A 22,005-nucleotide genomic window follows, 5' to 3' on the forward strand; every position below is an offset into this window, starting at 1 on the left:
AGGGTGCCGCGGGGGGTCGCGGGCCGCCGCGCGGCGGGCCGCATGAGCGCGCCGAACACCCGCAGCGCGGGCCCGCGGGCCGCGCCCGGCAGCTCCGGCGGCAGCGGCGAGTCGCCGAGGAACACGTTGACCATGCGGTTGAGGTACTGGAAGGTCACCGCGACCGCCACGAGCTCCACGGCCGCCGCCCCCGTCACCGGCGGGCCGCCGGCCCCGGGGGCGGCGCTCGCCCTGGCCCAGGCGGCCAGCGGCGGCAGCCCGGGATCGGCCGGGGTCAGCGCGCGCAGGGTCGCGCCGTGCACGTCCACGCAGTACGGGCAGGCGTTCCCGGCCGAGACCTCCCTCGCCACCAGCTCCCCGGCCACCCGTCCGGCCGCCCCGGCGGCCAGCAGCGACTCGCGCAGGACCAGCCAGCACGCGGCCAGGGCGCGCGGCGCGGGGGAGTGCAGGGCCACCGGCGGCGCGAGCATGCCGAAGTCCCGCTCGACCTGCTCGTACACCCGGGCCACCAGGCCGCGGGCGGCGCCCGGCCGCACCGGGCGGACGTGCCGCACCTGGGCGAGCGCGCCGGGCGCCGTCATCCGGCTGAGCAGCCGTCCCATCGCCGGCGCCCTAACCGCGCAGCGCGGCGGCGGCCAGCGACGCGGTGGCCCGGCGGCCGCTGGTGGAGCCGTCCGGGGCGGGCGCGCCGTAGGAGACCTGCACACCCCGCTCCCGCGCGGCCCTGACGATGCCCGGCACGGCCCGCTCGGCCAGCGCGGAGATGGTCATCGCCGGGTTGACGGTCAGCGCGCCCGGCACGGCCGAGCCGTCCGTGACGAAGATCCCCGGGTGCCCGCGCAGCTCGTGCCCGTCGTCCAGCGCCGAGGTGTACGGGTCGTCGCCGATCCGGCACGAGGCCAGCGGATGCACCGTGTACGCGCCGACCAGGTCGTTCGTCCACGGCGTCACCGTGGCCAGCCCGTCGCGCTCCAGGATCTCCTTGCACTCGGCGTCGGCCATCGCCCAGGCGGCCGAGGTGTTCGCGGTCGGCTTGTACGACAGCCGGCCGACGCCCAGCATCTGCTGGGACACCCGGTCGGCGTTGCCGCGCGCGGGCGGCGGCCCGAAGACGCCCTCGTTGTCGTCCTCGATCATCTGGAAGATGATCAGCCAGGACCGCCAGCGTTCCAGCATCTCCTTCTTGCGCAGCCCGAACCACGTCGGGTCGGGGCCACCGGCCAGCGCGAGGATGGTGCCCAGGCCGGGCGGGAAGTAGAGCTGCTCCAGCGAGTAGCGGGTGTACTCGGGCAGCGAGCCGTCCAGCCGGTCCCAGTTGGCCACCGTCGGGCCCTTGCCGATCTGGTTGGCCGCGTACGCCAGGCCGTCGCCGCGCTCCAGGCCCAGCACCTCGCGCACGCGCTCCTCGTTCAGCACGGCGGTGTTGAGCCGCTCGCCGTTGCCGGAGAAGTAGCGGCCCACGGCGTGCGGCATCGCGCCGAGCGCGGCCTCGCTGCGCTGCAGGATGACCGGCGTGGCGGCGGCGCCCGCGGCGAGGACCACCACCTTGGCCTCGATCGTGCCCTCGCCCTCGGTCAGGCGGTAGTCCTCGCCATGGACGATCTTGTAGTGCACCCGGTAGGAGCCCTCGGGCGTGCGCTCGATGCTCTGCACCTCGTGCAGCGGCCTGATCCGGGCGCCGTGGGCGAGCGCCGCCGGCAGGTAGTTGACCAGCAGCGACTGCTTGGCGTCGAACCGGCAGCCGGCCATCATCCAGTTGCAGTTGACGCAGGCCCCGGTGTCCACGGCCGCGGGCACGGGGTTGGCGGTGCGGCCCGCGTGCCGGCAGGCCGCCGCCCACAGGCCGCCGGAGTAGGAGACGTCCTCCCAGCCCTGCTGGGTGATGGAGATCGACTCGGCGACCCGGTCGTACCAGGGGTCGAGGGTGTCGCGGCTGATCGCGGCCGGCCACATGCGGCGGTTGATGCTGCCGCGGCGCTCGAAGACGAAGCGCGGCGCGCGCGGCATGGCCGCGAAGTAGACCACGCTGCCGCCGCCCACGCAGTTGCCGCCCAGCACGCTCATGCCGTCGCCGACGGTGAAGTCGAAGATGCGGGTGTAGGACGAGCCCAGCTTGAAGTCGTGCTCGTAGTCGGCCGACTCCAGCCACGGGCCGCGCTCCAGCATGACCACGTCGGCGCCGCCGGCGGCCAGGTGGTAGGCGGGGATCGCGCCGCCGAAGCCGCTGCCGATCACCAGCACGTCGGTGCGTTCGACGCCGTTCATGCGGGACTCCCTGAAGCTGTCGTGTCCGGGTGGAGGTCGGCGAGGGGACGGCCGTAGGAGTAGGCGGGGAAGCGCCACAGGCCGTCCGCGTCCGGCGGGGCGATGCCCATGGCGGTCAGGCCGGGATGCCCGGCCCTGATGGCGTCGGCGGTGTGCAGGTGGGCGGCGGAGTCGTAGGACATGTAGCAGAACAGCACCAGCAGCACCCACAGCGCCTTCTCCGGGTGGCCGGGCGCGGTCAGCGTGCGCACCAGCGCGCCGCGCTCCTCGAACGGCAGGGCCACGAACGCCGGGACGCCCTCCTCCAGCACGATGCCGTGCTGGTCGGCGTGGGCGCGGGCGTGCTCGTTCAGCGAGCGGGCGTAGTCGTCCAGGCTCTCGGTGACGCCGGTGGCGTCCCATTCCAGCAGCTCGACGGCGCCGGCCGCGACCGCGCCGCCCGTCGGGCTCATGCCCGCCACCGCCCGGTCGTCCGGACCGCGCTTGGGGCCGGGCACGATGGTGTCCGCGAGCGCCTCCAGCGTCTCCACCCTCGTCTCGTAGAGCAGTGGACCCATGGGTACTCCCTCGTTCAGGTCGGCTTTCGGTCGGTACGGTCGGCGGGGTCGGTGCGCGCCAGCGCGGCCCGCAGGGTGCTCAGCGCCCTGACGGTCTGGCTGCGGACCGTGGAGGACTCGTTGCCCATGACCCGGGCCGTGTCCTCGGCGCTGCGCCCCTCCCAGAACCGGAAGAAGATCGTCGCCCGCTGCCGCGGCCCGAGCCTGGCCAGCGCGCCCATCAGCACGATGCGCTCGCCCACCAGGTCGTAGGGGTCCAGCGCCGCGGCCGCGTCGGGCGGCGCGCCGCTGAGCACCTCCCGCGACCAGCGCAGCGACCTGCGGTCGCTGATGAGCAGCCGCCGCATGATCTGCCGCGCGTACGCCTCGGCGCGGTCGCGCCGGTCGAGGCCGTCCCAGTGCCGGTGCAGCGCCAGCAGAGTGCGCTGGACGAGGTCGTCGGCCTCGTGCCAGTCGTCGGAGAGCCGGAAGGCCACCCGGCGCAGCATGGGCCTGGCCTCCCGCGCGAAATCAGCGAATTCCTGCCCCCGTACCTCGGCCATCACCCTCACCCCCGGAACACGGCCGTGCAATTTCCGCTTTCTTCGGCATGCTCAGAATTGAATGCGCGGTGCGCCGCAACAACCCCTAGCGGACGCCTTCGCGCCCTTATCCACAAAGGCGCCGCCGCCACCCCCTATTCGCCCCTATGGGACCCCTGTTTTTCTCTCCGTGCGCTTCCCGGTCGTTCTCGCGCGCATACGCTCGCGGCGTGAGCGCCTCCGGTGCGGCATTACTGGCGATCAGCGACCTCCATGTCGGATTTCCCGAGAACTGGGCGGCCGTCGAGGAGCTGCGCCCGCGCACCGCGGACGACTGGCTGCTGGTGGCCGGGGACGTCGCCGAGCGGCTGGACGACTTCGAGCGCACGCTCGGCCTGCTCGGCGAGCGCTTCGCCAAGGTGGTGTGGGCGCCGGGCAACCACGAGCTGTGGACCACGCCCGGCGACCCCGGCCTGCGCGGCGAGGAGCGCTACCGGCGCCTGGTGCAGATCTGCCGGCGTCTCGGCGTGCTCACCCCCGAGGATCCGTACGCGGTCTGGACGGGGGAGGGCGGCCCGGTGGCCGTCGTCCCGCTGTTCCTGCTGTACGACTACAGCTTCCGCCCGCCCGGCACCACCCGCGAGCAGGCGCTCGGCCTGGCCCGCGAACAGGGGGTGGTGTGCAGGGACGAGTTCCTGCTGCATCCCGAGCCCTATCCCAGCAGGCAGGCGTGGTGCCGGGCCCGGGTGCGCGAGAGCGAGCTGCGGCTGGAGGCGCTCGACCCGGCCCTGCCCACGGTCCTGGTCAACCACTTCCCGCTGCTGCGCGCCCCCACCCGCGTGCTGCGGCACCAGGCGCTGGCGCAGTGGTGCGGCACCGAGCAGACGGCCGACTGGCACCTGCGCTTCCGCGCCGCCGCGGTCGTCCACGGCCACCTGCACATCCCGGGCACGAGCTGGCACGACGGGGTGCGCTTCGAGGAGGTCTCGCTCGGCTACCCGCACGAGCGGCGGCCGCACCACCGCGACGGCCGGGTGCTCAGGCAGCTGCTGCCGGCCCCCCGCCGCGAATGGGCCCGATAAAAATCGCATTCTCAGATAAATTGCCGAGATTTCCGAAGATTTCCCAAAAAAGGGCGATTTGTCATGCAGCGTACTGCGCGCCCGAGAGCGTGTACCAGGTGGCAACCGCAAGGCAATGCATCCGGAGCGCCAAGGAATCGTCGCGCCTCCCGGGAATTCTCCGGCCGGAGAATCGACGGGGGACGCGCGCCCGAAGGCTTCCGGGTTCCGGGAGACCATATGGACGACGTCATCGAACGAGCGGTCCTGCGGGTCATCGAGAGCATGCAGGAGAACCACGGCGAGCAGCTCACCATTGACGACATGGCGCGGACCGCGATGTTCAGCAAGTTCCACTTCTCGCGCGTCTTCCAGCGCGTGACCGGGCTGTCCCCTGGACGGTTCCTGTCCGCGGTGCGGCTGCGCGAGGCCAAACGCCTGCTCGTGTCCACCTCGCTCAGCATCACGCACATCAGCCACCAGGTCGGCTACTCCAGCGTGGGCACCTTCAGCTCGCGCTTCACCCACAGCGTGGGCCTGTCGCCGAGCAGGTACCGGCAGTTCCTCAGCGTCACGGCGGCGGACCTGGCCGGCGGCGAGCGCGCGTTCGGCGGCCCGGCGGCGACGCTGCACGGCGTCGTGACCTCGCCGCTGGCCGACCGGCCGGTGTTCGCCGGCGTGTTCCCCGGCCAGATCCTGGAGGGCAGACCGGCGAGCTTCACCCTGATCGACCGGCCCGGCCCGTACGTGCTGGAGAACGTGCCCAAGGGCAGTTGGTACCTGATCGCCCAGTCCGTGGCCGAGTCCCGCGAGGACGCCGTGCACCACCCGCCCCAGGGTGACGCCGCGACGTGCATCGCGCGGATCGGGCCGATCGAGGTGGGCGGCGGCGGCAGCGAGCGCGCCGACCTGCGGCTGCGTCCCATGAACGCGCTCGACCCGCCCGTCCTGCTCGCCCTGCGCGACCTGCTGGCCTGGACCGACACCCACACCTGACAGGAAGGGGCGGCACGTGCGGAAGGGCCCGCGGACGACGTCCGCGGGCCCTTCCGTGACCTGCGGTCTCTAGGCCGGGCTCACCGTCATCGGCAGCCCGCCGCGCACCCGCAGCGACAACATGGCCTCCGGGACCGCCCGCCGGCCGGGCAGCCCGGTCAGCCGCAGCTCCCGGGTGACCATCGCCAGCACGAACGTGGCCTCCATCATCCCCAGGTGGTTGCCCACGCAGAAACGCGGGCCCGCGCCGAAGGGGATGTAGGCGTACCGCGGCCGGTCGGCGGGCGCGCCCGGCTCGAACCGCTCGGGCCGGAACGCGTCCGGCTCTCGCCAGTACGCCGGATGCCGGTGCAGCGTGTACGGGCTGATGAGCACGTCCGCCCCCGCCGGGACCCGGTACCCGCCCACCTCGTCGTCCTCCCGCGCCACCCGGGTCAGCGCCCACACCGGCGGGTACAGCCGCATGACCTCCTCCAGCACCGCCGCCGTGTAGGTCAGCTTGCGCAGGTCCTCGTACACCGGCGGCCGGTCGCCCAGCACCGAGACGGCCTCCGCCCGCACTCGCTCGCGCACCTCCGGATGCCGGTCCAGCAGGTGGAAGGCCCACGACAGGGTGCTGGCGGTGGTCTCGTGCCCGGCCAGCAGCACCGTGACCAGCTCCTCGCGCAGGCGCTGCCGGGCGGCCCGCGGGTCCTTCCGCAGCCCGGTGGACTCGATCAGCAGGGACAGCAGGTCGCCGCCGCCGGCCGGGTTCGCCAGCCGCTCGGCCACCAGCAGGTCCACGACCCGGTACAACTCCCGCCGGGACCGGCGGAACCGCAGGTGCAGCGGCAGCGGCAGCCACAACGGCACCATGGCCAGCGTCACCATCTCGAACATGGCCTGGTCCTGGACGCCCTCGAAGGCGTGCCCGACCGAGCCGTGCGCGCCGAGGTCGGCGTCGAGCAGGGTGCGGCCGAGCACCCCCAGCGCCAGGCCGGTCATCTCCCCGGCCACGTCCACGGGCCCGCCGCCCATCCGGGCCCGCAGCCGCTCGACCAGGCGGCCGGCCTCCTCGGCCAGCACGGTGTCCTGCTGGGCCAGCCGCTTGTTCTGGAACAGCGGCTGGATCGTCCTGCGCTGCTGCCGCCACCGCTCGCCGTCGCTGGTCAGCAGCCCGTCGCCGATCACCCGCCGGGCCTCGGCCAGGCCGATGCCCTTGCGGTAGTTGCCGCTGTTGTCGGCCAGGACGTGCTTGGCGTGGTCGGGATGGTTGAACAGGTAGATGCTCTTGGGGCCGATCGTCATGCGCACCGCGTCGCCGTACCGGGCGGTCGCCTTCGACAGCAGCGCGAGCCGGTCGCCGACCAGCCGCCGGTACAGGACGGGCGCCGCCCAGGGCGGCGGGCCGGGCGGCACGCGGCCGCCCAGCGCCACCGGGCGGGTGCCCAGTGTGGTCACGCCGACACCCCCTGAAGGGCGGGGGAGGTCTCGCCGAAACGGCCCCGGTAGACCAGCAGGCCGTCGCAGTCGTCCCGCCGGCTCAGGGACAGCACCTCGCCGACGAAGATCGTGTGATCGCCGCCGTCGTAGGCGCGCCAGACCCGGCACTCGAAGCGGGCCGCCGCGCCCGCGATGAGCGGCACCCCGGTGACCTCGCCCGGTGTCACCTCGACGTCGGCGAACTGGGCCAGGCCGAGCGGCCGGTAGCGGTCGGCGAAGTGCCGCGCCTCGGCCTCCTGGTGCCCGGCCAGCACCGACACCCCGAACGACGTGGCCGCGGTGATGCACTGGTGCATCACGGCGCCCTTGCCGACGCACACCAGCAGCAGCGGCGGGTCGAGCGAGACCGAGGTGAAGGAGTTGGCCGTCATGGCGTGCGGGACCTCGCCGCCCGTGGTGATCACGGTGACGCCGGTGGCGAACGCCCCGAACGCGTCGCGCAGCGCCTTGGCGTCCGCGACCTGCGGCGCCGGGGCCGATGAGTGGAGTTGCACGGTGACCTCCTGGGTCCGGGTTCTAGGCCAGGTACGGTTCGAGCGCCCTGACCAGGGGCTCGGGGACCCTCGCCGGCGCGGTCTTGGTGTTCGGCCCCCGCATGCAGGCCACTCGCTGCCTGCCGCGGGCGACGAGGACCTCGGGCGCGCCCGGGGTGACCCGGACGTAGTCGAAGCCGAACTCGATCTGCGTCTGCGCCAGCTCGATCAGGCGCATCCGGATGGACAGCTGGTCGAAGGCCGTGATCTCCGCGAAGAACTCGCAGTCGACCTTGAGGGTGAACAGCTTGAGGTCGTCCTGCAGGTCGGCGAGCACGTCCCGGGCCCGTTCCATGAGGAACATCTCCCGGCAGCGTCCCTGCCAGCGCAGGTAGTTGACGTAGTAGACGTTGCCGACGAGGTTGGTCTCCTCGAAGCCGACCGTGTGCAGGTACTCGTAGTAGGTGCCCATGGGCTAGGACCGCCCTTCGGTGCGGATCGCGACGACGACGGGGGCGGGCAGGCCGTGCACCCGGGTGGCGAGCGTGGCCACGGCCGCGCCGCCGCCGGTCAGGACCACCCATCCGTCGGCACCGGCCCGGGTGACCGCGAGCGGCGCGTCCGTGCCCGATGCCGTTCCCCCTTCCGTTCCCGTGGTGCGCAGGCAGGCGAGCGCGGCGCGGGCGCGGGCGCGGGCGGTGTCCGCGTCCTCCCCGGAGGCCGCGGCGATCTCGCCGGCGAGCGCGTCCCGCCCGTCGCCCCGGTCGTCCCGGTCGCCCGGGTCGCCGGGCCCGGCGGGGGTGACGGGCTCGACGGCGCAGGACAGCGGCCCTGGGGCGGCCACGCACACCGTCAGTCCCGGAACATGGGCCGACACCGTCCCTACACCCTCTGCCGTGCCGAGCCGGGCCACGGCCAGGTCGCCGGTGTCCTCGCCCGGCTCCACGACGACCGCGACCCGCGCGCCCGTCAGGTCCTCCAGCGTGCGCTCCAGGTACGGGCCGAGCAGCGGCGCCGCCCACGGACCTGCCCCGCCCTTCTTCCGCACGGCCTGCAACCGCAGCCCCTCCCAGCGTTCGACGACCTCGCCGTCCTTCGTCCGGACCGCGACGTCGTAGACGTAGGCGTCGCCGTCCCTGGACCGCTCGGAGGCGCAGTAGCGCACCTCGTCCGCGCCGGACAGCGCGGCCCCGGCCGGGTGCACGCGTTCGATGCCGGTCGGCAGCAGGGTGGCGTCGGGCACGCACACCTGGTTGCCGTGCATCAGCGCGTCCCGCATGCCGGGGTCGCCCAGGAGCAGGTCCGGCGGGAGGAACCCGGCGAACCAGTCGCACTCCTGCGCCACCTGCAGGTCGGCGTCCACCTCGCGGGCCGCGGCCCGGTGGTAGCGGCGCAGCCGCTGGAAACGCCTGCCCTGGAAGAGCACCTCGCCGTAGAGCTGGGTGTCGGGGTCCAGCGCGACCGGCGGCAGCTCGTCGCCGGACTGCTCGGGCGGGCCGGCGGGCGGGGCGCCGGCGTCCAGGCGCAGCACGGCCGTGAAGTGGTCGACGTCGAAGCCGGTCTCCTGGCTGCGGATGGCGACCGCGACCGTGTCGTGCCCGGTGACCGTCGCCGCCACCCGGAGCGTGGTGCTCCCGTCGGGCGGCACGATGATCGGCCGGACGAACTCCGCCTGCTCCACGACGGGCGCCCCGGGACGGCCGGTGGCCGCGTACGCCACCTGAGCCATGGCCTCCAGCCCGAACACCGCCGGGAACAGCAGGTTGCCGTCCAGCAGGTGATCGGCCAGGTACAGGTCGGTCCCGGCGTTCACCTCGACCTCGCTGACCAGCTCCACGCCGTGGTAGCGGACCAGCGGCGCGCCGACGAAGCGCAGCAGCGGCAGCTCCGGCTCCTCCCGGCGCACGGTGTGGATGCCCTCGGTGCGCCCGCTGATCACCACGACGCCGGGCGCGTCGGGGTCGCTCACCAGGCGGCGCATGATCTCCACGCCCCGGTCCACCGGGATCGGCGTGATGCCCTGCTCGACCAGCCGGTCCACGACCGACAGCCGCTCGCCCATGCCGACCTCGGACCAGACCGACCACTCCATGCAGATCGCCCGGCAGCCAGGGTGCCGCTCGCCCGCCTCGCGGGTCAGGTCGGCCAGCCACTCGTTGGCGGTCGCGTAGTGGCCCTCGCCGTGCAGGCCGGCCCGGCCGATGATGCTGCCGAACGTCACCAGCAGCCGCAGCCGTCCGGGCTCGACCGCCGCCAGCACGTTGCGCAGGCCGTCCACCTTGGGGGCGAACGTGCGGCGGAAGGCGTCCATGTCCAGCCCGGCGATGCCCTCGGGCTCGTTGCGCCCGGCGCCGTGCAGGACGGCGGTCACCGGCCCGAGCGCCTGCTCGGCCGCGGCCACGGCCGCCCGCACCTGGGCGGCGTCGGTGACGTCGGCCCTGGCGTAGTGGACGGTGAGCCCGGTCGCGGCCATGCGCCGCAGGTTCGCGGCCAGCTCCTCGTCCTGGGCGGGGTCGGAGCGGCCGAGCACGGCCACCTTCGCCCCGCCTGCCATGGCCATGGCGCACTCGGCCGTGATGCCCTTGCCGCCGCCGGTCACCAGGAGCACGTCGGAGCCGGTCAGCGGCTCCTCCGCCCGCTCCTGCCGGTACGGCAGCGCCCGCAGCGTCGGCACCCGCCGCACGCCGGCGGCGTCGTAGTGCACCTCGCAGAAGGCCGTCGTGGCCGCCGCCTCCGCCGCTACCCGGGCGGCGGCCTGCGGCGCGTCCTGCGGCAGGTGCACGACCGTGGTGGGCAGGCCGCTCTCCAGGTGGAACGTCTTGGCCAGGCCCGCCGCGCCCCGGCCGTGCTGGACCAGGACGAACCGGGTGCCCGGCCCGCCGGCCAGCGCCGCCTTGGCGCCGAGCAGCGCCTGCTCCAGGTCGTCGGCCGCGCACCGCGCGGGTAGGCACACCAGGACACCGGAACCGATCTTCTCCCCTTCGAGTGCCTCGCGCAGCGGCCCCGCCAGGGGCGCACCGGCGGGCGCGAACACCTGCCACGACCCCGCGCGCTCCTCGGCCGTCCGCCGGGGCAGCGGCTGCTCGTCCAGGTCCACGGCGAACGGGCGCACCCACGGCGCCGCGCCCGCCACGCCCCGGGCCGACTGCGCGCGCGGCTGCGCGGCCAGCCGGTCCAGGGCCTCGCCCAGCTCCTGGAGCGTCGCGGTGGCGACGTTGGCCGGCGCCATGCCCGCGGGCACGCCCAGGTGCTGGGTGGCCTGGTCGATGATGTGCATGACGGTGACCGAGCTGAGGTGCAGCTCGTCCAGCGGCTTGCTGTCCTCGGTCACCATCTCCAGCGGCAGCTCGGCGCGTTCGGCGGCCAGCCGCCGCAGCAGCTCGACCGTGGACTCGCCCGGCTTGGCCGCCGTCCCGCCGCCCGTCCCGCCGTCCGGCTCGGCCGCCCGCTCCGCCGGCTGCGGGGCGGCGGCCTTGACGCGCACCTGCGGCGCCTGCTCGGCCGGGCTGGCGAAGAACGAGAACGCCGCGCCGATCTCCAGCGGCTTGACCAGCCGCCCGTGGAACAGCTCCTCGCAGGCGACGGGCACGCCCGCCACGTGCGCGGCGCCGGCCACGCCGAGCAGCCCGGCCAGCGACTCGCCGTCGGTGTCCAGCGCGACGGCCGGCACGTCGGTCAGCTCGGCCGCCAGCCTGCTGAGCACCCGGCCGGGGCCCACCTCGACCAGCAGGTCCGCGTCCGCGGCCACGGCGGCCAGCGCCTGGGCGAACAGCACGGGCGCGGTGATCTGCCGGTGCAGCAGCGCCGGGACGTCGGTCCCGGCGGCCAGGTCCTCCCCGGTGACGGTGGAGACGACCCGCCGGGCGACCGGCCCGAACCGCTCCTCGGCCAGGTAGCCGGCCAGCGCCTCGGCCGCCGGGGCGACCAGCGGCGAGTGGAAGGCGTGCGAGACGTTCAGCCTGGTCCAGGTGAGCCCGGCGCGCTCGGCCCGGCGGCCGGCCTCCTCCACCGCCGCCACCGGCCCGGCGACGACGGTCTGGAGCGGCCCGTTGTACCCGGCGATCACCACCGGCAGGTCGCCCACCAGCTCCAGCACGGTCTCCGGCGCGGCCCGCACGCCGGCCATCGTGCCCGGCTCGCTGCGCTCCCGCATCGCCCGGCCGCGCTTGGTCGCCACGCGCAGCAGCGCGTCCTCGTCCATCGCGCCCGCCCAGTGCAGGGCCGACAGCTCGCCCAGGCTGTGCCCGACGGCCGCGTCCGCCTCGATGCCGAGCAGCGACAGCGCGCGCAGGCCCGCCATCGAGCCGGTGACGATGCGCGGCTGGGCGACCTCGGTGGCCGCCATGTCGCCGTCGGCGGGCAGCGCCGCCGTGGCGTACACCTCGGCGACGTCGGCGAAGCGCCTGGCCAGCGCGCCGCCGTCGGTCCCGCGGCCCGAGCCCTGCCCGGGGAACAGGAAGCCGATCCGCGGCCGGGCCGCCGCGCGGCCGAGGAACGCCTTGCCGTCGGGGGTGGACAGCGCGTTCTCGCCGGACTCCAGCGCCGTCAGCACGCGGGTGAGCTGCCGTACGGCGTCATCGGGCGAGGAGACCACGACGGCGGCCCGGAACGGCAGGCCGCGCAGCCGCCCGCGCAGCGTGGCGGCCAGGTCGGCGAGCTGGCCGTAGGACACCTTGGGCACGAAGTCGAGCAGCTCCGACACCAGGCCGCGCAGCTCGTCCCAGGTGCCGCCGTCCAGCAGGAACAGCTCCGCGTCCTGGGACGCGGCGGCCAGCGCCTTGACGCGGCTGGACACCCGCCGCCGCGGGCCGGTGTTCTCCAGCACCACGTGCGTGTTGATGCCGCCGAAGCCCATGGCGGTCACCGCCGCGCGCAGCGGCGCGCCCTGCGGCCACGGCTCGGCCGTGCGCAGCACCCGCAGCGTGGCGCCCTCGTCGGTGAGCACCTGGTGCGGGTCGACGCACCCGATGGTCGGCGGCAGCACCTGCTCGTGCACGGCCATGGCCGCCTTGATCAGGCCCGCCACGCCCGCCGCCGCCTTGGTGTGGCCGATCATGCCCTTGATCGAGCCGACCGCGGCCGGCCGCGCGGCCGTGGCCCTGGCCCGCGACAGGGCCGTGAGCTCGGTCGCGTCGCCGAGCGCCGTGCCCGTCCCGTGGCCCTCGAACAGCTCGACGGTCTCGGGGCCGAACCCGGCCTTGTCGTACGCGCGGCGCATCGCCAGCAGGTAGCCGCTCACCTCCGGACGGGTGATCCCGCCCTTGCCGTCGGAGGAGACGCCCCAGCCGGCGATCGTGGCGTAGATCCGCCGCCCGGCGGCCAGCGCGTCCTCCTCGCGCATCAGCACGACGATGCCGCAGCCCTCGCCGGGCCAGAAGCCGTTGGAGTGCCGGTCGTAGAGGCGGAAGTCGCTCTTGGCCAGCGCGCCGGTCTTGGCGAACCCGATCACCTCGAACGGGTCGATGGACAGGTCCACGCCGCCCGCGACGGCCACGTCCACGTCGTGGTCGGCCAGCGCCTTGCCGGCCGTCACCACCGACAGCAGGGACGAGGAGCAGGCGCCGTCCACGGTGTAGCCGCCGCCGTTGAGGTCGAAGTGGTTGCAGATGCGCCCGGCGATCGTGTTGGACAGCCCGCCGGCCAGCGTGTCCTCGTCCACCGGCGGGAAGGGGCTCTTGTAGGCCACCTCGTAGTCGGCCAGGAACGCGGCCAGGCGCTCGTCGTCCCAGCCCTGCTCCTTCAGGGCCGCGGCCAGGGTGCGCCGCACGTACGGCCAGCGCAGCCGCAGCACGTTCGCGCGGGTGAACTCGCCGGTGAGCGTGTTGCCCACGACGACCCCGGTGCGCTCGCGCGGCAGCCCCTCGCCGCCGGCGAACCCGGCGTCGGCCAGGGCCCGGCCGGCCATGTCCAGGGCCAGCCAGTGGGCCAGGTCGGTCGACCGGTACGTGCTGCCGGCGATCTTGTGTGCCACCCGGTCGAAGGCGTAGCCCTCGATGACCGCGGCGGTCTTGGCGTAGAAGCGGTCCGGCGCTGCGGGATCGGGGTCCCAGTAGTCCTCCAGCCGCATGCGCTCGTCCGGGAGCCGGCGGAAGGCCCGGCGGCCGGCCACCGCGTTCTCCCACAGCTCCCGGGGAGAGGCGGCGTCCGGGTACCGGCAGGCCATGCCGACGATCGCGATCCTCGTCATGCCTTCGCGACCTCTTCCCGCGCGTGCTGCAGCGCCTGGGCGGCGGCTGCGCTGACCCTGGCGGCGTCGAGCTCGCGCGCCTTGTTCACGATGTGCAGCGCCCACAGGAAGCCGCCGCGGATCAGGCAGACCGCCGCCGTGGCGAAGAAGATCCCGTACGGGATGTTCATCCCCATGAGCAGGCCGTACACCACGGCCACGCCGCCGCCGAAGGCGACCTGGGACAGCGGTCTGGACGGGCTCGTGCCCGGGTCGGTGATCATGTAGTTGGTGAACAGGATGAACGCCACCCCGGTCATCATCGACAACCCGCCGAGCATGGAGATGTCGTCGATGATCAGCCCGCGCACCACGGCCTGGAGGGCGAAGACGCTCACCCATCCGCCGATCAGCCACATGCGGCCGGTCAGCTTCCCGTTGATCATGGTCCCGCCGATGATGATGATCCCCGGGATGATCCAGTCGATCGGGTTGTCGACGTTCTCCGTGAAGTGGTACGGCGGCGCGATGCTGGCCCACGGCAGCAGCAGCAGGATGATCGCGATGCCGAAGTTGGACGGGTTCATGAAGTGCCGCATCCGCCCGCGCACCGGCGCCTTGAGCACCCACTTGGCGCCCACGGCGACGGTCACGCCGAACATCATGACCAGCACCTGGTCGTTGACGTAGATCAGCATGTTGAGCGCGATGGAGGTGATGTGCGCGGGGTAGAGGAACTCCATCAGCCCGCGCGGCCCGTTGCCGAGGAAGCGCGGCGCGCGGCCCTCCTGGCGGGCGCCGATCACCTCAAGGATGATCTCCACGGTGTAGCCGGTGGCCAGCGCCACGAACGGCCACGACCACGGCTGCTCGAACCCCAGCACGGTGTAGCCGAGGATGTTGAAGATGGTGATCGAGATCGCGAACCGGCGCAGCGCCGTGATCACTTTGGGATCGTGACGTGGCGGGGTGATCGTCTTGTCGGCCATGCCGTCACTTCTCCTTCGCTTGCGAGCCGAGCTGGAGGGTGTGCCAGCCGGGGGTGAGCGTGAGCTCCTGCTGGTGCCGCTGCCCGGCGCGGTCGCGCCAGCTCAGCTTGACCCGCACGGGGCCGGTGACGTTCGCGCCGAGGCCGATGTGCACCGCGTGCGCGCGCTTGCCGGAGTGGCCGCTGCCGCCGTCCACGCGGCCCATGAAGGTGCGGCCGTCGGGCGTGGTGGCGGTCACCGTCGCGCCGATCACCGGCGATCCGGCGGCGGGCAGCGGGCCGGCCGCGGAGGGGGTGTCGTGCAGCAGGCGCAGCCCGAGGAACGAGCCGGCCGACCGGCTGGTGTTGAGGTAGAAGGCGGGGGCCTCCCACTGGCGGGCCACCGCGAAGTCGATCAGGCCGTCGCCGTTGACGTCCCCGGTCGCGATGCCGCGCGTCGGCACGGGCACGGCCAGGCCGAGCTGCTCCGACAGGTTGGCGTAGCGGCCGTCGGGGCCCTTGGCGAAGAAGGCCAGCGTCTGCGCGCCGGCGATGTCGCCGCCCTCGGTGACGTTCGGCCACGACTTGGGGTTGCTGGTCACGCCGTCGTTGGCGGCGGCCAGCTCCTGCAGCGGCGGCCAGCGGTTGACGTCGCCCTTGACGAACCCGGTCGCCTGGACGATCTCGTTCTCGCCGTCGTTGTCGAAGTCCTCGATCTTCGGGTCCCAGCCCCAGCCGGACCAGGCGGTGCGCAGCTCGGCGCTGAGGTCCTTCCACGGCGCCTCGCCCTGCCGCAGCTTCTCGCGCAGCTCGGCCTGGGTCTTGACGGTGGACAGGAACGTGAAGTTGCTCTCCTGGATGCCGTACGGGGTGGTGATGTTGCTGACGAAGAAGTCCAGGACGCCGTCGTGGTTGAGGTCGCCGGCGTCCGAGCCCATGCCCTTGAAGGAGTCCTCGCCGAGCACCTTCGACTTCGGCACGCCGATCTCGTGCGTCCCGACGGTGGGGGAGAACTTGATCGTGCCGGGCGAGGAGGTGTTGTAGAGCAGGTGGTCGGGCCCGAAGTCGTTGTTCAGCAGCAGCTCGGGCAGGCCGTCGCCGTCCAGGTCGGCGCTGGTCGCGCCGAGCTCCCAGCCGGTGGAGACGTCCGGCGGCAGCACGCCGTCCAGGCGGGTGAAGCCGCCGTTGCCGGTGCCGCGGAAGAAGTAGTCCCGGCCGCCGTTGACGGCCTTGGACAGCGAGTGGTTCATCTGCACGCCGCCGTCCACGCGGCTGTCGAGGACCGGGCTGCCGTCGGGGAAGTAGTTGCCGACGAAGATGTCCTGCTTGCCGTCACCGTCGAAGTCGGCGACGGTCGCGACGTTGCTGTTCCACACCTCGCCGGTGTACTTCGCGCCGCCCGCGTTGGGCACCAGCTCGGCCGCGTCGAAGGCGGCGGCGTCGAACCGGGCCGCGGTCGGCCGCTGCAGGTGCAGCGTGGGCGTGCGGCCCCACCAGTAGACCAGCAGGTCCGTCCGGCCGTCGTCGTTGTAGTCGGCGGGCACCGCGCCCATGGGCGCCATCGCGTCGGTGACCGGCAGCGAGCCGAGCGACAGCGCGAACGGCCGGTACCGCTCGCCGCCGCCCTCGACCGGCGCCGGGGTGACGACCACCTGGTCGGTACGCGGGTCCACGATCACCAGGTCGTCGTCCCTGCCGTTGCCGTCGAGGTCGTTCAGCGCGATCGCGGCCCCCACCGAGGAGATCCAGGCGTCGATGTGCTTGTAGGCCTGGTTCACCTTGCGGACGGTCTTGGCCGGGCCGCCGCCCGGCATCGCGATCGCCAGGGACTTGAAGCCGTACGCGCCGGCCATCTCGGCCTTGGTCGCGTCGGAGGCGAAGGTCGGGTGGCCGATCGCGAAGACGGCGATCATCAGCGCGAGTGCGGCGACTCCGGCCGCCTGCTTGCGCAACCACGCGGCTACCGAGCTCACGAGGGAACACCTCCATGGAAGACGAACGTCTCGGCGATGCGCCGGCGCCACCCCTCATAGGCGGGCGGCGAGTCCTGTGCTGTCGCGGTGGGGCGGGTCACGCGGCTCACCTCGGCCGCCTGCTCCGCCGTGGTGCCGCAGAGAACGCCCACGGCCGACTCGGTGTGCGGGAAGAGCAGCCCGGCGCGGATCCTGGCCTCGGCGGCGAACACGCTGCCCTGGGCCAGCGGCCCCCGGTGCTCCCCGGCGCGCTCGCGCAGCCACCGCAGCTCGGCGTCGTCGGCGCCGCCCGCGTAGGTGGCGGCCAGGCCGATGCCGGCGTAGAGGTCGGCGTGGCGGGACTCGGGGAACCGTTCGAGCAGCGTGACCGCCCGCTCTGCGCTGGTGCCGGCGACGAACCACAGTGCGCGGCCGATGCCCTGGTCGAGGGCGTGGGCCGCGTAGTCCTCCTGGCCGGCCGGCCAGGAGAAGCGGGGTTCGCGCACCTGCTGGTGCACGTACCGGTCGGTGTGGAAGTAGGCCTGGTGGAAGCCGTACCCGTCGTGGACCAGCCACAGCAGCAGCGGGTCCAGCAGCCGGGGCTTGGGCCACAGGAAGCGGGGGAGCCGGGCCATGGCCCAGCCGATCCCCACGTAGATCATGTAGTTGTGGTGCTGCCCGCGTCCCTGGAGGCAGGCGTTGACCCGGCGCAGGTCGCCGAAGGTCATGCAGTCCAGGATGGCGAAGCCCATGCCCGCGCCCTCGTAGGCGAAGCCGCGGAAGCGGGCGGGCACCTCTTCGAGCCGGTCCTCGGCCTCGGCGACGGTGCGTGACTCCACGGCGTGGGCGTAACCGGCGAGAAAGTACTCGCCGACCGTCTCCAGTAATTCAGTGGACGCCGCGTTCTTCACCCAGAAGCCGCGCGTTTCGACTTTCGTCTCGCCGACGTCCGGCACCAGAATTCTGCGTCTCAGTGACCGCAATGCGCTTGCCAATTGAGCCTCCGCCGCTTATAGCCCGAACAATCCAATTTCATTGACACATGCCGCCCGGTGGCCGGACAACTTCGGGTTTGCTCAGCTCGGAGGCTCATTTTTGGGCGTGCGAAAGCGAATGACGTGCTTATTCCGGGAAACGCTCAGCGAGCCGGGAGCTCGGCCTCGGCCGCGAAATGCGCACGCACCCTGCCGCGCCACAGCTCGTAATCCGGGACGCGTTCCGACGTGCCCGCGGCGACTTCGCTCTCGTCGGCCAGCGCGACCGCGCCGGCCACGTCGAGCCCGGTCAGCACCGCGCCCGTGGCCGCCGAATGCTCCGGGACGAACCCCGAGTAGTGCCGGGCCTTGGTCGCGAACACCGAGCCCTGGGCCAGCTCGCCCCGGTGCTCCCCGGCCTCCTCGCGCAGCACCGCCGCCGCGCCCGCCGCGCACCCGGCGAACGTGGCCGCCAGCCCGACCCCGCTCCACAGGTCCGCCTGCCGCCCCGCGGCGAACGCGCGCACCGCCGCGGCCACGTCGCCCGGCCTGCCGCCGTGGATGAACCACAACGCCCGGCCGACGCCCTGGTCCACGGCGCGCGGGAAGTAGGCCGCGTTTCCCTGCCAGGGGTAGGGGGCCGGCACCTGCTGCCCGTCCACGTACCGGCGGGTGTGGAAGTAGGCCAGGTCGAAGCCGTACCCGTCCACGGCCAGCCAGCTCATCACCGGGTGGTACGGGGTGCCGTCCAGGTCGGGCAGCACCTTCTTCCACAACACCCGCGGCAGCCGGGCCATGGCGAAGCCGATGCCGATGTAGGCCAGGAAGATGTGCGGCTGCCCCGGGCCCATGAGCAGGTCCCGGGTACGCCGCCCGCGCCCGCCGCCCATGGCGTCCAGCACGGTGAAGGCCATCGTCGCGCCCTCGTAGGCGAAGCCGCGCTGCTCGACGTCCACCAGGGACAGCCGGCGCTCGATCTCCCACTGGTCGCGGACGTCGATGCCCCACTCGAAGCCGCACACGACGGCCTGCGGGATGGCCTCCAGGCGGCCGGTGAGCGCCGAGGGGACGACGGGGAAGCCGCGTGCGCCGAAGGTCACGTCGGCCAGGGATGGCGCCAGCACGAGCCGGCGCAGCGAACCGAGCAGAGACGACATGGTGTGCTCCTCCTCCAGTACCGTGAAGACCCGGGTCAGCTCGCCCAGGCCGCCAGCCGCCAGTCGCCGCCACCGCCGGGCAGCGGGCTGCGCACCAACACGGACGGGTCCGACCACGCCGACGCCTCGCGCTCGGCCGCCTCGGCCAGGCGGCGGAAGACCGCCGCGACGACCGCTTCGAGTTCTTCGGGGGTCGCCTGCCCCCGCACCACGGTGAGTTCCATGCCTTCGACGCTCGCCCGCGGGCCCGCGCGGCCGCAACTTCCTGCATGCCCGGTGCCCACCGGGAGCACAGGTGAGCACGGGTGAACCCGGTCCGGCGGCGGACGGCTCACCGGACCGGGCGGGCCCGGGGTCAGGGCTGGGCGGTCAGGATCGGGCGGTCAGGATTGGGCGGTGTCGTCGAACTCCACCACGAGCGGGAGGTCGGCCCGGCGGCGGATGTTCAGCTTGCGGTAGGTGCGGGTCAGGTGCTGCTCGACGGTGCTGATCGTGATGTAGAGCTTGGCCGCGATCTCGCGGTTGCTGTAACCGGCCGCCGCCAGCGCGGCGACCCGGCGCTCGCCGACGCTCAGCACGCCGATCAGGTCGCCCGGCAGGGGGGACGGCGCGCCGTCCGCGTCCGCCGCCCGGCTGAGCGCGCCGATCATCGGCTCGGCCCCGCACTCCAGGGCCGCCGCCTGCGCGCGTCCGGCCACCGACCGGGCCCGCCGGAACTCGCCCAGCGCCTCGTACGCCTCCACCAGGTCGAACAGCGCCCTGGCCAGCTCGTACCGGTCGCCGGCGAGCTGGAGGTACTCCACCGCCTGGCGCAGCAGCGCCGGACGGCGGGCCGGCTCGGAGACGGCCGCCTTGAGCCGCATCCCGATGCCGCGTCCCCGGTAGGCGCCGGGGCCGCAGCCGTCCAGGTGGGCCTTGATCAGCTCCCTGGCCTCCTCGGTCTGGCCCATCCGCAGGCACGCCTCGGCCGCGTCGGCCTGCCAGGGGATCAGCGCCGGGTTGTTCAGGCCCCAGGCCGTCACCAGCTCGCCGCAGCGCAGGAAGTCGTGCAGCGCGGCCACGAACGACTCGCCGGCCAGGTTGTAGCGGCCGCGGGCGTACAGGTAGTGCAGGCCGTAGCGGGTCTGGAACATGGCCTCGGCGACCGGCCGGTCCAGCGGGTCGCGCACGGCCTCGTGCCGGCCCATCGCGGTCAGCGCGATGACCAGGCTGGCCAGCGGGCCGCCGATGGCCACGCCCCAGCTGCTCATCGGGATCGTGTCCAGCGCGATGCGGGCGTGCCGCTCGGCCGCGGGCATGTCGCCCTGGCGGATCGCGATCTCGGCCCGGATGGCCGCCAGCCGGGCCCGGCGGCTCGGCGCCTGCCTTGCCGCCGCCTCGTCGCCGAACAGGTCGCACAGCGGCGCCGCGCGCTCGCAGCGCCCGGCGTAGGTGAGGGCCAGCAGCGAGTTCTCCACGACGTCGAGGGACATCTCGTCCAGCCGCTCGCCCTCCAGGATGCGCTCGACGGCGTCGAGGTTGTGCTCGCGCGGGCCGTGCGTGAGCACCTCGGCCAGGGCCAGCGTGGACTCCAGCCGCCGGTTGACGGCGACCGACACCATCCCGGCCAGGATGTGCTCGCGCGGCGGGTTGGCCACGTACGCGGCCAGCGGCGGGCAGGTCACCCGCAGCCAGAGCTGCGCCACGACCAGCTCGGCCAGCGTCGCGTGGTCGGACGCCGACGCCTCCTGGTTGAGCTGCTCCAGCACATCGCGGGCGTCCTCGAAGCGGCCGTGCCACAGCAGCGCGCGGGCCAGCACGACGGCGTCGCTGCCGTGCAGGCTGCCCTTCTGCAGCGCCTCGGTGAGCTGGTCCAGGTGCCCGGCGGGGGTGGCCGGGTTGATCCGCCACTCCGCGCGGACGAGCATGGTCATCAGCTTGGAGCGCTGGAGCTCGTCGGTGCACTCGCGCCAGGCCAGCTTCAGGTAGGCCACCGCCGACTCCACCTCGCCCTTGCGCAGCGCGGCCAGCGCGGCCTCCTCCAGCGTCGGCACCACCCACGGCGCCTCGACCCGGGCGGCCTGGAGCAGGCGGTCGGCGACCACGCCGGGCCGCACGCCGCGCGTGTAGGCCAGCTCGGCGGCGCGGCGGTACAGCTCCTTGCGCTCGGACAGGTCCATGCCGGCCAGCACCGCCGAGCGCACCGCCTCGTGCCGGTAGCCGCCGCCGCGCAGCAGGCCGGTCGCGCCGATCGTGAGCAGCTCCCTGCTGACGTCCACGGCGGGCAGTTCGAGCATCTCGGCCAGCCCGTCGGCCTCGCCGAGGACGGCCAGGCCCTGCGCCACCCGGACGGTACGCGGGTGGCTGCGCCGCAGGCACGTCTCGACCGCCCGGACGAACCGGTCGCCGACGACCAGCTCGCGCGGCGGCTCCTCCACGGCCCGCAGGTGCTGTCGGTAGTCGGCGGCCAGCTCGCCGGCCAGCAGCGGGTTGCCGCCGCTGATCGTGTGCCACTCGTCGGCGAACCGCTCGGTCGCGCTGAGCCCCACCTGGCCCGCGACCAGCGCGGCCACGCCCCTGCGGGAGAGCGGGGCGAGCTGCAGGCGCAGGCAGTGCGGCAGGCGCAGCAGGTCGGTCTCCAGCGGACCGTCCGTGCCCTGCCGGTCGTTGAGCGCGAACACCGCCACGATCCGCGCGTTGCGCACCCGCCGCGCCAGGTAGGCCAGGCAGAGCAGGGAGGTGCGGTCGGCGTGATGCACGTCGTCCACGACGACCACCAGCGGGCAGCGTTCGGACAGGTCGAGCAGCACCGTGACGAGGGCGTGCACGACCTGCGGGTCGAGCAGCCGCTCGGCGTCGGCGTGCGCCGCGGTCGCGGTCCGCACGCCCTCCGCCAGCAGTTTCTCCGAGCGCTCGCGCTCCTCCTCGACCAAGGGGGCGTCCTGGATGAGCTGGCGGAGCAGGCCCAGCTGCAGGTCCTGCTCCATGCGCGATCCTGTCGCCGTCACCGCGAGCGCGCCCAGCTCTATGGCCTGTTCGGACAACGCGCGCAGCAGCGCGCTCTTGCCCGTCCCGGCGGGCCCGCTGACCAGCGCGACCCGTCCACGGCCGAGGATGGCGTTGGCGACGAGCGACTCCAGGCAGGACATCTCCTCCTGCCGTTCGATGAGAGTCATGGCCGTCTCCCCACATGTCGTGTTGGGCTCACGCTAGGCCGGGGTGATATTCGATCTCTATCGTCCCGCCATCAGCCGCCGGTTCCTGGCCGCGCGCCGGCGTCCGGGCTCGGGAAGGGGCAGCTCAGGGGCGGCGGCGGGTGCGGTGGCGGGCGGGTGCGCGCGGCGGGCGCGGGCCGCAAGTCCACCGCCTACGACGAGCAGCTCAGGATGCTCTCGCGGGTGCTGGAGCTGTGGGACCAGGTGCCCGACGCAGCCGATGCGCTCGGCGGCGTCGGG

The 22,005-nt window shown here is 73.7% G+C and carries 15 protein-coding genes and 1 pseudogene; 2 read left to right on the forward strand and 14 right to left on the reverse strand.

Annotation, left to right across the window (positions count from 1 at the left end; genetic code table 11):
• From ABT158_RS49830 to ABT158_RS49845, 4 genes and pseudogenes are all read right to left on the reverse strand, one after another.
• Window positions 1–602, reverse strand: a pseudogene (locus tag ABT158_RS49830) (carboxymuconolactone decarboxylase family protein); the annotation flags it as partial.
• Between the two features lie 10 nt (window positions 603–612).
• Complete coding sequence (locus tag ABT158_RS49835; RefSeq protein WP_352366307.1) at window positions 613–2,265, reverse strand: GMC family oxidoreductase N-terminal domain-containing protein; 1,653 nt, start codon at window positions 2,263–2,265, stop codon at window positions 613–615.
• Window positions 2,262–2,822, reverse strand: a complete 561-nt coding sequence (locus tag ABT158_RS49840; RefSeq protein ID WP_352366309.1) for a DUF5987 family protein — start codon at window positions 2,820–2,822, stop codon at window positions 2,262–2,264. The genes ABT158_RS49835 and ABT158_RS49840 overlap by 4 nt, the downstream gene beginning before the upstream one ends.
• Window positions 2,823–2,836: 14 nt before the next feature.
• Entirely contained in the window at window positions 2,837–3,364 is a 528-nt protein-coding gene (locus tag ABT158_RS49845) for a sigma-70 family RNA polymerase sigma factor (RefSeq protein ID WP_352366311.1), read from the reverse strand.
• 209 nt (window positions 3,365–3,573) lie between these two features.
• On the opposite strand from ABT158_RS49845, the gene ABT158_RS49850 reads away from it, so the two are divergent.
• Window positions 3,574–4,425: a metallophosphoesterase family protein gene (locus ABT158_RS49850; RefSeq protein ID WP_352366313.1), complete on the forward strand. Its 852-nt coding sequence runs from the start codon at window positions 3,574–3,576 to the stop codon at window positions 4,423–4,425.
• Window positions 4,426–4,644: 219 nt separating this feature from the next.
• Window positions 4,645–5,400, forward strand: a complete 756-nt coding sequence (locus tag ABT158_RS49855; RefSeq protein ID WP_352366315.1) for a helix-turn-helix domain-containing protein — start codon at window positions 4,645–4,647, stop codon at window positions 5,398–5,400.
• 69 nt (window positions 5,401–5,469) lie between these two features.
• Here the strand turns inward: ABT158_RS49855 and ABT158_RS49860 are convergent, their stop codons facing one another.
• From ABT158_RS49860 to ABT158_RS49905, 10 genes are all read right to left on the reverse strand, one after another.
• A complete protein-coding gene (locus tag ABT158_RS49860; protein WP_352366317.1) occupies window positions 5,470–6,840 on the reverse strand; it encodes a cytochrome P450 in 1,371 nt (456 codons plus the stop codon).
• Window positions 6,837–7,376 carry a flavin reductase family protein gene (locus tag ABT158_RS49865; RefSeq protein WP_352329447.1) on the reverse strand — a complete coding sequence of 180 codons (540 nt, stop codon included), beginning with the start codon at window positions 7,374–7,376 and terminating at the stop codon, window positions 6,837–6,839. Before ABT158_RS49865 ends, ABT158_RS49860 begins: the two co-directional genes overlap by 4 nt.
• A 22-nt stretch (window positions 7,377–7,398) precedes the next feature.
• Window positions 7,399–7,827 (reverse strand): acyl-CoA thioesterase, encoded by a 429-nt coding sequence (locus tag ABT158_RS49870; RefSeq protein WP_352329445.1) that lies wholly within the window; start codon window positions 7,825–7,827, stop codon window positions 7,399–7,401.
• A 3-nt stretch (window positions 7,828–7,830) separates the two neighbouring features.
• A complete protein-coding gene (locus tag ABT158_RS49875) occupies window positions 7,831–13,542 on the reverse strand; it encodes a type I polyketide synthase (RefSeq protein WP_352366319.1) in 5,712 nt (1,903 codons plus the stop codon).
• Entirely contained in the window at window positions 13,539–14,510 is a 972-nt protein-coding gene (locus ABT158_RS49880; RefSeq protein ID WP_352366321.1) for an enediyne biosynthesis protein, read from the reverse strand. The genes ABT158_RS49875 and ABT158_RS49880 overlap by 4 nt, the downstream gene beginning before the upstream one ends.
• Window positions 14,511–14,514: 4 nt before the next feature.
• Window positions 14,515–16,461 (reverse strand): CRTAC1 family protein, encoded by a 1,947-nt coding sequence (locus ABT158_RS49885; RefSeq protein ID WP_352366323.1) that lies wholly within the window; start codon window positions 16,459–16,461, stop codon window positions 14,515–14,517.
• Complete coding sequence (locus ABT158_RS49890; protein ID WP_352366325.1) at window positions 16,458–17,435, reverse strand: DUF1702 family protein; 978 nt, start codon at window positions 17,433–17,435, stop codon at window positions 16,458–16,460. Before ABT158_RS49890 ends, ABT158_RS49885 begins: the two co-directional genes overlap by 4 nt.
• A 143-nt stretch (window positions 17,436–17,578) precedes the next feature.
• On the reverse strand, window positions 17,579–18,571 hold the full coding sequence (locus tag ABT158_RS49895) for a DUF1702 family protein (RefSeq protein WP_352366327.1): 993 nt from the start codon (window positions 18,569–18,571) through the stop codon (window positions 17,579–17,581).
• Between the two features lie 35 nt (window positions 18,572–18,606).
• Window positions 18,607–18,795 carry an acyl-CoA carboxylase epsilon subunit gene (locus tag ABT158_RS49900; RefSeq protein WP_352366329.1) on the reverse strand — a complete coding sequence of 63 codons (189 nt, stop codon included), beginning with the start codon at window positions 18,793–18,795 and terminating at the stop codon, window positions 18,607–18,609.
• A 159-nt stretch (window positions 18,796–18,954) separates the two neighbouring features.
• On the reverse strand, window positions 18,955–21,726 hold the full coding sequence (locus ABT158_RS49905; RefSeq protein WP_352366330.1) for a helix-turn-helix transcriptional regulator: 2,772 nt from the start codon (window positions 21,724–21,726) through the stop codon (window positions 18,955–18,957).
• Window positions 21,727–22,005 lie beyond the last annotated feature (279 nt).

Origin of the sequence: Nonomuraea sp. NPDC001636, from assembly GCF_040298265.1 — a bacterium.
Classification (GTDB): domain Bacteria; phylum Actinomycetota; class Actinomycetes; order Streptosporangiales; family Streptosporangiaceae; genus Nonomuraea.